The sequence below is a fragment of the Aquimarina addita genome, assembly GCF_039539305.1.
Taxonomy (GTDB): domain Bacteria; phylum Bacteroidota; class Bacteroidia; order Flavobacteriales; family Flavobacteriaceae; genus Aquimarina; species Aquimarina addita.
In genome coordinates this window covers 16,093-32,957 of sequence record NZ_BAABCW010000004.1, presented here as the reverse complement: position 1 = coordinate 32,957, position 16,865 = coordinate 16,093, and the positions used below count along the sequence as shown (strand labels likewise).

Genomic DNA, 16,865 nt, shown 5'->3' with positions numbered 1-16,865 from the left:
TTTTAAAAGTAGCAAAGATTGTAAACAACAGTGTTAATATAGATCAGGAAATCTTCTTAATATAATTTATAATTGTTTGTTTAAATTCCTCCAGATTAATAGGTTTAGAGACTACACTATCGCATCCTGCGTGATAAGCATTTTGTACATCAACATCAGAGGAGTAGGCAGTATGTGCAATAATAGGTATACTTGAGTCAATTTTTTTAATTATTGTAGTTGCTTCATACCCATCCATAATTGGCATTCTAATATCCATTAAAATCAAATCAATTTGCTTATTTTTTTTGAAAATAGAAACAGCTTCTTTACCATTTCCTGCTCTGATAATTGAAAACTTATAGGGATCAAATCTGGAAAGTAATGAGTTGACTAGTAAAAAGTTGATCTCTTCATCTTCAGCTACTAGAACTTGATAAGTTCTCTTTTTTTCTGGTTTTTGTTCTTTTTCATTAATAGAATTAGTTGGTGTAAAGGGAAGAGATATATGAAAAATAGAACCTTCATTTTCGTTTGAAGTAAAAGAGATTTCACCTCCTAACAAAGAAACATGCTCTTTTGCAATTGTCAACCCTAATCCTAATCCCCCGGCTTTTTTAGAAATTTCTTTTTCTAATTGTGAAAAACTGTCAAAAATGATACTGGTTTCTTCACTGTTCATTCCAATTCCGGTATCTTCAATCGTTATATTTAATATTTGCTCTTTTTTAACGTAAGAAATTTTCACAAATCCTTCGGATGTAAACTTTATAGCATTATCTATGATACTTCTTAAAATTTTAATCAGTTTTATCTTATCTATAATAATGAGATCTTTCTGGTTAAAAATATTTGGCTCAAAGAGAAGATCTATTTTTTTTTCTTCAACCAGAAACCTGTATTGAGAAATTAAATCTTCAAAAACCTCTGTGAGATCCGTTAATTCTGGATGGATAGTTTGCTGAGTCGTCTGTAAACTTGAAATCTCCAGAATATTATCGATAATATGTATTAAATTTTTTCCACTATCGATAATGATGTTTGCATATAATTTTTGCTGTTCGACAGAGACTTCATCTTTGCGTAATAATTCTGAATACCCCAAAATACCATTCATAGGTGTTCTAACCTCGTGAGAAATATTCTGAATAAAATTATTTTTAATTTGATTACTTTTTTTAGAAGCTTCTAAAGCTGATCTGATTTCATTTGTTTTTTTGATCACTGCTTTTTTCAAGCGTCTGTTATGATACAAATTAACAGCTATGAATAAACCTAAACCAAATAAAACAAAAAGCCAAAACTGTAACTCATAGTATATGGGCCAGGATTTTTTTAATAGCCAATTATTAAAAATGACTTCTCGCTCTTCTAATGAAATATTGTTTACGGCTTTTTCAATAATAGCACTTAGCATTATATTGCTTTTAGGAACTGCAATGGTAGGCTTATAATTAAAAGGAGTTTTATCACCAATTATTAAATTGTCAAAATTATTATTTTGTATATAGAAATGACTATTCGGTTTAGGACCTATGTAGGCATCATACTTGCCTTCATTTAAAGCTCGTAAGCATTCTTCTTCATTAGTTTCATATTTTATATCAATAGTAGGATACACATTTTTTAAAGCTTCTACTATAGCAAATCCTTTTGGTAAAACAACGATTTTATCCCTTAGGTTATCAAAAGAAGTTGTATTTATATTTTCTTTTCTGGTCACGATCATTTGCTCAGAATTAAAAATTTCTGAATAAAAATTAAGATATGCTGATCGCTTCTCAGTATTTTGAATTTCTAAAATTAAATCGATTTCACCATTTTTGGCATCCTTCATTAAAAGTGCCCAATCATTATAAGAAACTTTATTGAATTTGTAATTTATTTTATCTTCGATTAATCCAAGATAGTCAATAAAAATACCATCAACAGTTTCATTTTCTTTATTAAACTGATAAGGAGGATAAAACCCATATGTAGAAACTTTTAATCCTTTATTATCTTTTAACCAGTTGATTTCTTCTTCTGTTAATACAGCATTTGTAGAACAAGAATTGATTAAAAAAATGATAAAAAATACCGGTAACAGTAATGTGTTTTTTTTAAACATTTACTTTGTGCTTTATATTATTTATCTGTTCAAGCGAATAATGAATCTTGCTTTTAAACTAAGTTCTTTGGTAATATTCTTAATTAAAGGTGTTTATAAGATTTAGCAAAGGTGATTTACGTCTATAAATCAAACAAACGGGATATTTTTTTTGATAAAACAAGCTTTGTTTGTGAAATTCGTGTTTTTTTTGTTCAAAATGAAAATTTCTTAACCTTTTTTTAATAAAACCAAGAATATACCTTTGCATACTTTCAATAAAAAAGGTCTTAATGCTGGTAACCCTGGTTTAAAAATTAATTGTTTCTAATGTAGCTGATAGAAACAATTTTAAAATTATGAAATCAGATAAAAATTAACAGGAAATTTTTTTATTTCATAAGAAAATAAGGTAGAATAAAGAGATGTGTTATTTCAATTGATATAAACAAATGTTAAAAACTATTAAGGCACTATAAAATTATAATAACAAAATGAATTTAGGTAATGATAACTTGGTTTTTATTTACATTCTTACATACCTTTGTCTAAATAATAACAAAAAGTAAGTTAATGAATATTACAGAAAATGTTTGGTTTATTACTGGAGTTTCATCTGGTTTTGGAAAACAAATTGCTAAAGAAGTACTGGATAAAGGAGATATTGTAGTTGGAACATTTCGCAAGCAAGAACAGGTTGAAGAATTTAATAAGCAAGTACCAAACAGGTCTTTTGGGGTTCTAATGGATGTTACTTCATATGACATGATTCACGAGGGTGTTAAGAAAACGATAGATCAATTTGGTAAAATTGATGTACTTGTTAATAATGCTGGTTATGGTTCTATGGGAAGTTTAGAAGAAGTTTCTGATAAAGAAATCCGTAATCAGTTTGATGTAAATGTTTTTGGTGTATTAGAATTGACAAAAGCGGTACTTCCTGTAATGAGATCAAAACGCTCAGGACATATTATTAATATTACCTCTATTGGTGGGCGTATTGGTTCTGAAGGATTGGGAGTGTATAATGCTTCTAAATTTGCTCTGGAAGGTATAGGAGAAGCTTTAGCTGCAGAGGTAAAGCCTTTAAATATCAAAGTTACCAATGTAGAGCCGGGGCCTTTTAAAACTGAATGGGCAGGAAGTTCAGCGAGTTTTGAAAATACAAAAATCTCAGATTATGAGGAAACTGTAGGAAAGCGTATCATAGCATTACAGAATTTAAGTGGTAATCAACCAGGAGATCCTGTAAAAGCTGCAAAAGCTATATATGAGTTAACTAAATTAGAAAATCCACCGATACATTTACCATTGGGTAAAATTGCATATACAGTAAGTCAAAAAATAATTGATTCTCTGAGTAAAGAATTAGCAGATTTTGAATATTTAGGTAAAAATGTTGATTTTGATGCTTAATTTATAGAAATTAATTCTAATTAATAAGGATACGGTTTTGTATCTAAAAGTTTATAAGCAGCACCAGTCATTTTGTAATGACTGGTGTTATTGTTTAGATAGTTAGCTCACTACTAACTGATATGTATAAGAATTACTTCCTTAGGGCAATTCCATCGTATAGGCAATGTATCACCTAGTCCTTTACTAACTACTAATATTGTGTCTTTAATTCGTGTTCGATCCATACAATATTTATAAAAAAACTTTCCTGGAAAATTAGCAGTACCTATTGACTTATAAAAAATGACTTGACCGCCATGTAGATGACCCGCAAGAATAATATCTATATGTTGTAATTCATTTTCATCTATTTTTTCTGGATTGTGAAGTAATACTATATTGTTATGATTCGTTTTTTTTGATAAATTAAATCTGTTTTTCCATGAGCTTATCATGTATGAATACCCCTTTTTTGATTCATATAGGAACATTTTATCATCTATACAATGACAATTAGGAATATCTAATAGTAAATTAAATATAGTTGATCCATAGAGTGTGTCATGATTACCTTTTATAAAGACTACCTGATATCTTAGTGATATTCTAAGTAGGAAATCTCTAAAATTATATGCACCTCTGGGAATATCAAAATAATCACCAGTTAAAACTACCAGATCCGGTTTATGCTTTTCTATTGTTTTTTCCAGCACTTCTAGTATTTTTATAGAAAACCATAAATGAATATCACTGATTTGCAATAGTAAAAGATCTTCACGGTCATTATGTAGATTAATATATTCTTGCCGCTCCGAAATTTTCATAGATTATAGTGTTGTGATTGCTATTCCCAAACGTGTGCCAAATACACAATGGCATATGATAAAATACAAATCATACTCCTTTGATTAAAAGGTTTTATTATATGTTGCTTTTCAGATGAATATTTTAATAAATAATTTGCTACCAACCAAAATAAGAGAGAAAATAAAATATCCCAAATATCAAATCTTCCCTTTGTAATATGAACTAATTGAAAAAGCTCAAGTCCAATAGCAAATACTAATGGTATATATATACATTGAATAGTTAGGTCTCTAACTCGTATAAAAAGGTTTTTAGAAGTAACAGAGATACAAAAAACCCATAAGCCTTCTGGTAATGAATAGATAATATGATTATTGAGAACAATATGCGCAAGTATCCACTTTTTAATATTTAAGTAATTTTCAAGTGAAATAATGTTGATGACTAATTCATTAATTACGGTTTTTTCGGTTCTAAAAAATAAATAGATAAACAAACCAATCAATAATGATAACAGGAGAAGGATATAATGTTTCTTCACGTTTTAGAATAAATTAGTAATTTAAAATAGGAGAGAGGCTTATATTCTATTTCTTTGATGAGGTTAAATTTTTTGATAGATGCTATGTCTTCTATCCTGAACTTAGACTTAAAATGCAATATGCGTGATATCCTATGAAACCCAAGATCAAGATATCTCAACCAGTTTTTTGGTGTGAAATGATTTAGAATAAAAATGTGTCCGGTTGGTTTTAAAACCCGATACATCTCCTGGAATAATTTTTCTGGATTATCTACTACAGTGATTGTATGCGAGACTACAATATAATCAAAATGATGATCGCTGAAAAGAAGATGTTCCCCATTCATTTGTACCAATCTTATATCATAAACCTCTTGTTTCTGGGCAATTTTAAGCATCCTTGATGATATGTCAATACCTGTTATTTTATGATTTTGGTATAGATGCAGATATTTGCCATTACCCACTCCTATTTCTAATAGATTTCCCGCTGGGAAGCTATTTACTTCTTTATAGAGATTATATTTTTGAGGTTTTAAAAAAACATCTATCATGGGATACATAAAATAAATTTTATCGTAAAATGAGGATGTTTTATTTTTCACTTTTAAATTAAATTTTTGGTACTGTTAATATTTTCGATACTCAACCGAATACGTATGCAGTTTCGAAATTAAGCTACAGGTATATCCTCATTACAAAACAATAAGCAATATGGATTTGAAGATAATTCTTAATCAAGCTAATAGACATTGTTTATGTTATTTGCAGATACTGTATTAAGTATATATGATATATATCCTCTTACTGTCATTTTTCTTTTAAGACTTGTCAATTATAAGATATTATATTAATATGTTTTAAAATCAATTTTTTACATATATAAATCAGGTATTCATATTAGAACATTAAACATCTCTAATAAAGAGAATTCCACCAAACTTTGACTCGGATGTAGCGAATAGAATCAGGACATTTAGATGCAGGAATTAGCATAAAAAAGGCCTTTTTATTGGTTTATATTGCAAAATAGATTTTGTTTCTAATACATCGTACCGCTGAGTCGGGTTAGTTTATGGTTACAATTTCTTTTGCACCCCTGATCTCAGGTTTTGAGTTATAATTCTTTTACTTATATGAGATGATCAGACTTGTTAATCCTGATTATCCTCTTTTTCTTTCTAATAAAACCATCATCATCAATCCTAAGATAATTCGTTCATCGTCATCACTATCAATAGTTGTTAGTTTCGTTATTTCGAATTTTCTTCCAAAAAATGAAGGTTGTTTTTTTAATCTTGCTACCATTTCATTCTTTTGATTGGTTACTTTATATGACGGATTAAATAGATATCCCGTTAACATACTAAGTACAGGAACTTGACCTAAAAGTGAGTCCATTACTTTTACCCAGCCATTTTCTTCTGAAACGTGATATTGTAGTTTCTGATGCTGATCAATAATCTCATATTTTGCTTTCCATATAGACGCCCATCCTTTTCTTGCTATTTTGCCAATCTCAGTCCCAGCACTATTTGCAAAACTGTAAGCCGCAGAAAAATCAATCCATTTATCCGCTTTAATTTTATAATTTACATTTGCTTTTTGTTCATTATCATAGATAGTAATTTCTTCTTTTAATTTAAACATTTTTTGTTTTACATACGCAATCGTTTTACCATTCGCATCTTTTGCGGTAAAGTCATTAGAAAAGGTGGTGATGTTAAAGGTGAGATTGATAGGAAATTGTAAGTCTTTCATTTCTTAAATGTATTTTTAGTGCTGATTGAATCTATTTTGTCTACTGTAAATAAATGCCTTTTATTTTTGGAAAGCAAATATTGATTTCTATCGTAGATATATGAAAAACAAAACCTACCTAATAAATTAGTGTTTTTTTGGGGTGCCCTAATTTGATAGATTAAAGATGATCATAGCAATGTTTTTAGGATAAATCATGCATTACTTTGTTGTCTATCAAATAATCAACAATATGTGTTCTGGAATTGTTAATTACTTTGTAGCATCTCTATTTTAAATGTATTTGTATAGCCTTATATTAGCAAGCATTCTACCCAAAATTTATGAGTCAGGAAACTAAATATACCGAAGATAATATACGATCTCTTGATTGGAAAGAACATATCCGTATGCGTCCGGGGATGTATATTGGTAAATTAGGAGATGGTTCATCTGCTGATGATGGTATTTACATTTTATTAAAAGAAGTGCTAGATAACTCAATTGATGAGTATGTCATGGGTGCTGGTAAAACTATTGATATTTCAATCCAGGGAGATAAAGTAATCGTTAGAGACTATGGTCGTGGAATTCCATTAGGTAAAGTAGTAGATGTAGTGTCTAAAATGAATACTGGTGGTAAATATGATTCTCGGGCTTTTAAAAAATCGGTAGGACTTAATGGAGTAGGTACTAAAGCGGTGAATGCATTATCTTCCTACTTTAGAGTAGAATCTACCAGAGATGGTAAATCTGCTTCTGCAGATTTTTCTCAGGGTAATTTAACTAATGAAGAAAAGCTAGACGAAACATCACGTCGAAGAGGAACTAAAGTTTCATTTGTTCCGGATCAAACTATATTCAAAAATTTCAAATATAGAGCAGAGTATGTTGCCAAAATGCTCAAGAACTACGTATATCTTAATCCAGGATTAACTATTGTGTTTAATGGAGAGAAGTATTTCTCTGAAAATGGATTAAAAGATTTATTAGCAGATACGATCAATGAAGAAGATCGCTTGTATCCTATTATTCATCTAAAAGGAGATGATATTGAAATTGCAATTACACATAGTAAAACTCAGTATAGTGAAGAATATCATTCATTTGTAAATGGGCAACATACGACACAAGGAGGAACACATCAAGCAGCTTTTCGCGAAGCTATTGTAAAAACTGTTAGAGAGTTCTATGGCAAAAATTATGAAGCCAGTGATATTCGTAAATCTATTGTTTCTGCCATCAGTATTAAGGTAATGGAGCCTGTTTTTGAAAGTCAAACCAAGACAAAATTGGGATCTACGGATATGGGAGGAGATCTGCCTACCGTACGGACCTATATTAATGATTTTTTAAAAACAAAGCTCGATAATTTTTTACATAAGAACTCAGACGTAGCAGAAGGACTACAGCGTAAAATATTACAGGCAGAGCGAGAACGTAAAGATTTATCAGGGATTCGTAAATTAGCTCGAGAACGAGCAAAGAAGGCAAGTTTACACAATAAGAAGTTAAGGGATTGTCGGATCCATCTTACAGATAGTAAAAAAGATCGTAATCTGGAGAGTACTTTATTTATAACAGAGGGAGATTCTGCAAGTGGTTCGATAACCAAATCCAGAGATGTAAATACACAAGCTGTATTTAGCTTACGTGGGAAACCACTAAACTGTTATAATATGTCTAAAAAAATTGTGTATGAAAATGAAGAATTTAATTTATTACAGGCAGCCCTTAATATAGAGGAATCTCTGGAAGATTTAAGATACAACAATATAGTAATCGCTACAGATGCGGATGTAGATGGGATGCATATTCGATTATTACTAATTACATTCTTTTTACAATTTTTTCCGGAGTTAATCAAAGAAGGGCATCTTTTTATACTTCAAACTCCGCTATTTAGAGTTAGAAACAAAAAAGAAACGATCTACTGTTATTCTGAGCAAGAGCGCAGAGATGCGATGATTAAATTATCTGGAAAACCAGAAATTACCCGATTTAAAGGGCTAGGAGAGATATCACCAGATGAATTTGTGCATTTTATAGGAGAAGACATACGTTTGGATCCTGTCATGTTAGATAAAGAAAAAACCATAGAAGAGCTGTTGTCTTTCTATATGGGTAAAAATACTCCTAGCCGTCAGGAGTTTATTATTGACAACTTAAAAGTAGAATTGGATACTGTTGAGGAAGAGGTGTGATAATATCGAAAGAGAAATATAATATTCGGTCTAACGCAAGTTAGGTTTATAGTTTACATAAAGAATAGAAAATAAAGATTAGAATAGATAATAGACCCCTAAATTATAGCGATACTTAATATATGTCAGAGGAAAACGAAGAATTAGATCACGACCTTGTGCCAGAAGATCATCAACCTCAGGAAGTAATAACCAAAGTTACCGGAATGTTTAAAGACTGGTTCCTTGATTATGCATCATATGTAATTCTGGAGCGTGCCGTGCCTGCTATTGAAGATGGTTTAAAGCCTGTGCAGCGCAGAATTTTACATTCTATGAAAGACCTCGATGATGGTCGTTATAATAAAGTGGCTAATATAGTAGGGCATACGATGCAGTATCATCCACATGGAGATGCTAGTATTGCAGATGCCATGGTACAGATAGGGCAAAAGGATCTGTTAATTGATATGCAAGGTAACTGGGGTAATATCCTTACTGGGGATAGAGCAGCAGCATCCAGATATATTGAGGCACGTTTGTCTAAATTTGCACTGGATGTAGTATATAACCCAAAAGTCACTGATTGGCAATTATCTTATGACGGTCGTAAAAAGGAACCCATAAATCTTCCGGTTAAATTTCCTTTATTACTTGCTCAGGGAGCTGAGGGAATTGCAGTTGGGTTAAGTACCAAAGTATTGCCACATAATTTTCTGGAGCTTATTGATGCATCTATTAAACATTTACAAGGGAAGCGTTTTACTATTTTACCAGATTTTGTGACTGCTGGTATTGCAGATTTTACTAATTACAATGATGGTATTAGAGGAGGTAAGGTAAGGGTACGTGCTAAAATATCACAACTGGACAAGAATACACTGGTTGTAAGTGAGATACCATTCTCTACTACAACCTCTAGTTTAATAGATTCTATCCTTAAAGCAAATGAAAAAGGAAAGATAAAAATTAAGAAAATAGAAGATAACACCGCAGCCACGGTAGAAATATTAGTGCATTTGCCCTCAGGGATTTCTCCTGATAAAACTATTGATGCGCTATATGCTTTTACGAGTTGTGAAACCTCTATTTCTCCTCTGGGATGTGTTATAGAGGATAATAAGCCTAATTTTATTGGGGTTACAGAAATGCTGAAACGTTCTACGGATCATACTGTAGCATTATTAAAGAAAGAATTAGAGATACAGTTAAATGAACTGCAGGAACAATGGCATTTTGCATCTTTAGAGCGTATTTTTATTGAAAACCGTATTTATCGCGAAATTGAAGAAGAAGAAACCTGGGAAGGTGTTATAAAAGCTATTGATAAAGGGTTACAGCCCCATATTAAACATCTGAAACGTGCGGTTACAGAAGATGATATCGTTCGTTTAACAGAAATAAGGATCAAACGTATTTCTAAATTTGATATTGATAAAGCACAACAAAAAATTGAAGCATTAGAGAATGACATCGCGCAGGTAAAACATCATCTGGAACATCTGATTGATTATGCAATTTCTTATTTTAAAAGATTGAAAGACACCTACGGGAAAGGATGGGAACGTAAAACGGAAATCCGAATTTTTGATGATATTGAAGCTACCAAGGTTATTATTAGGAATACTAAGTTATATGTAAACAGAGAAGAAGGCTTTGTTGGTACTTCATTAAAAAAAGATGAATATGTTGGTGATTGCTCGGATATAGACGATATTATTTGTTTTACATCAGAAGGTGTCTTGATGATTACTAAAGTCGATGCTAAAACCTTTATTGGAAAAAATATTATTCATGTAGCTGTTTTTAAGAAAAAAGATAAGCGTACTATATATAATATGATTTATCAGGATGGTCGAGGAGGAGCTTCTTATGTGAAACGTTTTGCCGTTACCGGTGTTACCAGGGATAAAGAATATATACTTACACAAGGTAAAAAAGGCTCTAAGGTTTCTTATTTTACTGCCAATCCTAATGGCGAAGCAGAAGTAATAACTATATTACTGCGTCAGGCAGGGAGTGTTAAAAAATTAAAGTTTGACCTTGATTTTTCAGATTTATTGATCAAAGGGAGAGGTGTCAAAGGTAATATTGTTACCAAGTATAATATCAAAAAAATTGAACTTAAGGAACAAGGTGTATCTACACTAAAACCTCGTAAAATTTGGTTTGATGATACTGTACAACGTCTTAATGTAGATGGCAGAGGAGAATTACTAGGAGAGTTCAGAGGTAAAGATAGATTGTTGATCATTAACCAAAAAGGAGTAGCTAAAACCATTATCCCCGAAATAACGTTGCATTTTGATCAGGATATGATAGTTTTGGAGAAATGGAATCCTGTAAAACCTATTTCTGCGATATACTGGGATGGAGATAAAGAGCGTTATTATGTAAAGAGATTTATTATAGAAAATCCAGATCGTGAGGATACTTTTATTACAGAGCATGATAAATCATTTTTAGAAATAGTGTCTACCGATCATAAGCCTGTGGCCGAAATCATATATAACAAATTAAGAGGAAAAGATCAGAAGCCTAATGATGAAATACTTTTAGAAGAGTTTATATCAGTTAAAGGTATTAAAGCTTTAGGTAATCAATTAACATCAGAAAAAGTAAGACAAATCAATTTGTTAGACCCTTTACCCCATGAAGAGCCTAAGCCAGTTCCTGCAGAGGAGATAGAAGTTCATGAAGAAGAATCAGTTACTGGCAATACTGATGATAACCCTGATAATGATATTGATCCGGAGGATGAAACTCAAACTACATTGTTTTAAAAAAATAATAAGAGAATAGATATTCTAATTACGCTAATTGAGCTGAATCTGAATAGCAGGTAACTATTGTAAGATAAGAGGTTTTCACAAAGGTTTATTATGTTTTATTCATCTTTTTGTTGATTATTAATAGTGAATAATATCTTCTGTATATTAGTGAATCTCTGGATTTATAAATTGTTATTAATAAATCGCAATGAAGTTTCATCTGCATAGACCATATGGTAAATCGACTTATTTTAGCAATAGTAAATGCCATTTGTATACTAGTAAAAAATAATAGATTTTAAGTGTTAAATCAATAAAATTCCTCGAAACTCTGCATCAAGTGTATCACATAGAATCAGAATGAAGGAGTTTTGTTTCGCAATTTTTGTATCGAAGTTTTCTTTTTTGATACTTTATGCATTTGAGTTGAGGTTTTTTTTATTATTTAACTTTTCTTTATCTGACGTTTTTTACTGTTTTCCCTTTTAAAAACAGTCGGATTTACAGGAAAAAACTTCCTTTTTTACCTTCATAAGTAGGTGATTCTATAATGAAATTTTCAAAACGAAAACATTTTCGCAATAGTTTTTTTGAATTTTATTGATTTTTTTCATCATTAACTGAAAATATTTAACAATCATAAATGTTAAAATTAGATTTCTGTAATTTGAAATTTATTATTGTTTATAATATATTTTATTGGTTATTAATTATAATTTAATGAATTAAATATGTTAAAATATAATTATTAATGTAAAATAATCATTAAAAACTGAAAATTATTAAAAATAATTTAAATTAATTAGTCTTAGAAATAAACGGATTTTAACTTTGTTGTGTTAACTAAAACCAAAAAAATGTTAAAATTTTCACACAGATCATTTTATGAATTGATTGTACTCAAGAAAAAGTTCGTGTTTATTATGCTATATATTTCGATGTGTCCTTTTATGGTTCACTCACAAATTGAACAGCGCTATTTTATTGAAATATTAGATCAAACAAACAAGTTTGATGAGATTGTAGAAAGGGTAGAGAGGTATTATGAAGAGAATGATAAAGGTAAAGGATCTGGTTATAAACAATGGAAACGATGGGAGAACTTTTATAGCACCCGACTGATGCCGGACGGTACAGTGCCTAATCTAAGTTCAGTTGAGTCAGATGTGTATAATAAAAATGCAATATTTTCTAAGAAAGGTAAAAGTAAATCTTCTGTAGCAGCTGGACTTGAAGGTGATTGGTCTAGTATGGGACCTGATGGTTATACTCGCTTTGGTCAAGGATATAATGGCGGGATAGGTCGTATAAATTGTATAGCTGTCGATCCTGATAATGATCAGATTGTATACGTTGGTACACCAGCAGGCGGTCTATGGAAAAGTAATACAGGAGGGGATTCCTGGATTCCTTTAACCGATGATTTACCAACAATGGGAGTATCAGGAATAGCCATTGATTATAGCAGTCCGGTTAATGATAGAACTATATTTATATTGACAGGTGATGGTGATGGAGAGCATACTAAATCCAATGGGATTCTAAAATCAATAGATAATGGCGCTACATGGGTGTCGACAGGATTGTCATGGGATATTGACAATATTGTAGGGTACAAACTTTTAATGCATCCTACAAACCCTAATGAAATGCTGGTAGCTACTAGTCATACTGTTTATAAAACTATAGATGGTGCTGTGACCTGGACCAGAACGATCGATTATGAGCGGATTTATGATATAGAATATAAGCCCGGTAATCCTCAATATGTTTATGCATCTGGGGCAGGTAATATTTTACGCTCTACGGATGGGGGTGATAGCTGGAATGAACTTTCTGGAGCGAATGGATTACCATCTTCTTATACTCGTGTTGCTATTGCTGTGACTCCAGATGCTCCTGATTATGTGTACGCAATTTATGGAGAGGTTACAGGGCTAGGCAGTATGAAAGGATTATATCGTTCTACAGATAGCGGTAACTCATTTTCATTACGTGCTGATGCACCTAATATACTTGGGTATAATAGATATGGCACCGATGATCTGTCTCAGAGTTTTTATGATCTTGCTATTGCTGTATCACCAATCAATGCAGATGAGGTCCATGTAGGTGGAATAAATTGTTGGAAATCTTCTAACGGGGGAGGAAGTTGGATAAATACATCATATTGGTATGAATCTTCTGCTGGAAATGGCAACTATACGCATGCTGATATTCATGCTTTAGAATTTGTAGGAGAAGTGCTTTATAGCGGTACAGATGGAGGAATATATAAAACTACAAATGGTGCTAGTGATTGGGAAGATATTTCTAGCGGTTTAGTAATTTCTCAAATGTATAGAATAGGATTGGATCCCACTAATCCTAATCGTCTTTTACATGGTAGTCAGGATAATGGAAGCAATAAAATAGAAAATGGAGGGTATTATCATTGGTATGGTGCAGATGGATTCGGTTGTATTGTAGACCCTTCTAATCCGGATCGCATTTATGGATCTTTTCAAAACGGAGGGATTATTAGATCGGATGATAATGGGACTACATTAACAACTATTAATGATCCCAGAGATATTGATGAAGGTGGGGATGGAAGAGAAGGAAACTGGGATACTCCTTTTACTTTAGATCCTGATAATAGCAATATCATATATGCCGGGTTTAGAGATGTGTGGAAATCTACAAACCGAGGAGATTCCTGGGTAAACATTACAGATGGAGATATTGGATTTGGTGATTGTACTCAGATTGAAATAGCACCATCTAATAGTAATTATATATATGTTACCAAGTCTAATTATGTTTATTATTCTAAAGATGGAGGAGCTACTTGGGGTCAAAGTGACCAGTTTAAATATTCTACAAAAACGTATATAGCTATTCATCCTACAAACCCTAATATAATATGGGTAACAGTAGGTGGTTTTAATGAAGGGGAAAAAGTATTAAAGTCTACAGATGGAGGAGTAAATTTTACTAATGCATCTGGTTCATTACCTAATATTCCTGTAAATTGTATTGTATATGAATACGAAAGTAATAATGGACTATATGTGGGTACGGATTTAGGAGTATTTTATATAAATGATGATATTTCTGATTGGGTGTCTTATGCACAAAATTTGCCAAATACTATTGTAAAAGAATTAGCAATACAATATACTACAGATAAACTGTTTGCAGGAACTTTTGGACGGGGAATGTGGGTATCACCATTGTATCCTTTATCTTCTGATACTTATAGAAATGCAGATGTCCCGTCAAATCCGGTTCAAGGGTTGTCTTATGCTTATTATGAAGGCGAATGGAGCATTTTACCAGAATTTGATTCGTTAATACCAATAAAAGAAGGAGTTTTAAATACTATTAATGTATCTCCAAAAGAAAGAGAAGTTAACTTTGGTATAGAATACGATGGTTATATTAATATTCCAGCTGATGGAGAATACATATTTTATCTTAGTTCTGATGATGGGAGCAAATTGTTTATTGGAAATAATGAAGTCATAAATCATGATGAAATACACGCACCTGCAGAGAAACAAGGAAGTATTAAGCTAAAAAAAGGGCTTCATAGCTTTCGTATTCCATATTTTCAGGCAGTAGGAGGATCTCAATTAAGCTTACAGTATTCTGGTCCGGATATCATAAAACAAGTAGTGAGCCAAGCCATGTTTTTTATGGATGAGAAAATTGACGGAACAACTGATAAAGAATGCATTTCTAGTACAAATAGTGATTGGAAAAACTATGTAATGACAACACAGACTGGAACTTTTGAGTGTTCATTTAGTGTAGAGCCTGGTCTGGATACTATGGATGCAGTTATTGGTTTATCTAATGAAGATGCAGTTACATATTCTGATATGGGTGTAATAGTAAGGTTTAATACATCTGGCTATATAGATGTCCGAGACGGGTCTAATTATAGTAGTACACTACTAAAAAGTTATAAAAGCGGAACTACTTATGATATTAGAATAAAAGTAGATTTAGACAACAAAAAATATGATGTATATGTTCAGGATAACAATCATACTGAACAGCTTTTAGCTGATGATTTTAACTTTAGAACAGAACAAGCATCCGTGTCTGTTTTCAATAATTGGGCTACTTATGGTAATACAGGTACCCTTGTTATTTGTGATTTTGAAATTTTGGAATCTAATGAAAATCAAGCTCCACAAGTTGCTATGACGTCTCCACTTGCCAACACTACGTATGAAGAAGGTGATACGATCACATTATCATCTACAGCTACAGATATAGATGGGACTATTGTTAATGTAACCTGGTATCAGAACGATACAGAAATAAGGTCTGATTCTGGTGCTCCATATAGTAAACCCTGGGAAAATGTTGCAGCAGGAAGTTATGAAATAAAAGCAAAAGCAGAAGATGATCAAGGAGCAATTACTTGGTCAACTTCAGTAAATATTAATGTTCTACCTGCTCAAAATTCAATTTGTAATACCAGTAGTGATGAATGGTCGGGTGTAGTAGCTGAAAATCAAAACTCCTTTTTTCGTACTTCGTTTAATGTGATTCCTAACGATTCTAATATGGATGGAGTTATTGGGATGTCTAATGGTGATGCTGATGCGTATGCTGATTTAGCTGTTATTGTGCGCTTAAATCAAGATGGCGAATTTGATGTTCGTAATGGAAGCTCTTATGCAAGTTCTACTATAGTTTCTTATACAGCAGGAGCTACTTATAATATAAGTTTAGAAGTTGATCTGGCTAGTAAAAAATATGACGTATATGTAACTTCACCTTCTGGTGAAACCATCCGGATTGCTGATGATTTTGCTTTTAGATCAGATCAGTCTGGAGTAGGTACATTAAATAACTGGAACTGGAAATCAGGTGTCGGATCATTACAAGTGTGCGACCCATTTATCATTCCAGTGTTTCCTGGTGCATCATTGGGTGTGCGTGAAATACATGAATGGAACGGAATTGGACAAATAAGTATGTATCCTAATCCTGCTACTGACGAAGTTGTTTTCTCTATTGGAAATAATAATGAATTATTAAAGGCAGAGATTATGGATCTTTATGGAAAGTTAGTATTGAGCACCAATGAAAAAATGACCAATATTTTAAAAGTGAATACGTCTAAGTTAAGTAATGGGATTTATTTTATAAGAATATATGTCAATAAAGAAGTTGTTAATAAGAAGCTCATTATTAAAAAATAGTATACTATTTTTTTTTACAAAACTTTAGTATATAGTTGTTTATAGGAATTAATATAAAGTTTTTGTTTAAGACCTATTTAAATTTAAAGTCTGGTGTTTTTTAATGCCAGACTTTTATTTTGTTTGTTTATATACATACCGAATTTTATCAATTGAAAACCTTTTATAATT

At 31.6% G+C, this 16,865-nt stretch carries 9 protein-coding genes; 4 read left to right on the top strand and 5 right to left on the bottom strand.

The window, feature by feature from the left end; translation table 11 throughout:
• Positions 1-43: 43 nt before the first annotated feature.
• On the bottom strand, positions 44-2,089 hold the full coding sequence (locus ABD816_RS06755) for a hybrid sensor histidine kinase/response regulator (protein WP_344925834.1): 2,046 nt from the start codon (positions 2,087-2,089) through the stop codon (positions 44-46).
• Positions 2,090-2,641: 552 nt separating this feature from the next.
• Here ABD816_RS06755 and ABD816_RS06750 point away from each other — a divergent pair.
• A complete protein-coding gene (locus ABD816_RS06750) occupies positions 2,642-3,484 on the top strand; it encodes an oxidoreductase (protein ID WP_344925832.1) in 843 nt (280 codons plus the stop codon).
• A gap of 113 nt (positions 3,485-3,597) precedes the next feature.
• On the opposite strand, the gene ABD816_RS06745 is transcribed toward ABD816_RS06750, so the two are convergent.
• The 4 genes from ABD816_RS06745 to ABD816_RS06730 all read right to left on the bottom strand — a co-directional run bounded on the left by ABD816_RS06745 (position 3,598) and on the right by ABD816_RS06730 (position 6,557).
• Positions 3,598-4,290 (bottom strand): metallophosphoesterase, encoded by a 693-nt coding sequence (locus tag ABD816_RS06745; protein WP_344925830.1) that lies wholly within the window; start codon positions 4,288-4,290, stop codon positions 3,598-3,600.
• A 20-nt stretch (positions 4,291-4,310) separates the two neighbouring features.
• Positions 4,311-4,814 (bottom strand): hypothetical protein, encoded by a 504-nt coding sequence (locus tag ABD816_RS06740; protein ID WP_344925829.1) that lies wholly within the window; start codon positions 4,812-4,814, stop codon positions 4,311-4,313.
• A complete protein-coding gene (locus ABD816_RS06735) occupies positions 4,811-5,359 on the bottom strand; it encodes a class I SAM-dependent methyltransferase (protein WP_344925828.1) in 549 nt (182 codons plus the stop codon). Before ABD816_RS06735 ends, ABD816_RS06740 begins: the two co-directional genes overlap by 4 nt.
• 601 nt (positions 5,360-5,960) lie before the next feature.
• Entirely contained in the window at positions 5,961-6,557 is a 597-nt protein-coding gene (locus ABD816_RS06730) for an LURP-one-related family protein (RefSeq protein WP_344925826.1), read from the bottom strand.
• Between the two features lie 323 nt (positions 6,558-6,880).
• Here ABD816_RS06730 and ABD816_RS06725 point away from each other — a divergent pair, with 323 nt between their 5' ends.
• From ABD816_RS06725 to ABD816_RS06715, 3 genes are all read left to right on the top strand, one after another.
• On the top strand, positions 6,881-8,740 hold the full coding sequence (locus ABD816_RS06725; RefSeq protein WP_344925824.1) for a DNA topoisomerase IV subunit B: 1,860 nt from the start codon (positions 6,881-6,883) through the stop codon (positions 8,738-8,740).
• Between the two features lie 122 nt (positions 8,741-8,862).
• Positions 8,863-11,502 (top strand): DNA gyrase/topoisomerase IV subunit A, encoded by a 2,640-nt coding sequence (locus ABD816_RS06720; RefSeq protein WP_344925822.1) that lies wholly within the window; start codon positions 8,863-8,865, stop codon positions 11,500-11,502.
• 845 nt (positions 11,503-12,347) lie between these two features.
• Complete coding sequence (locus ABD816_RS06715; protein WP_344925820.1) at positions 12,348-16,694, top strand: VPS10 domain-containing protein; 4,347 nt, start codon at positions 12,348-12,350, stop codon at positions 16,692-16,694.
• Positions 16,695-16,865 lie beyond the last annotated feature (171 nt).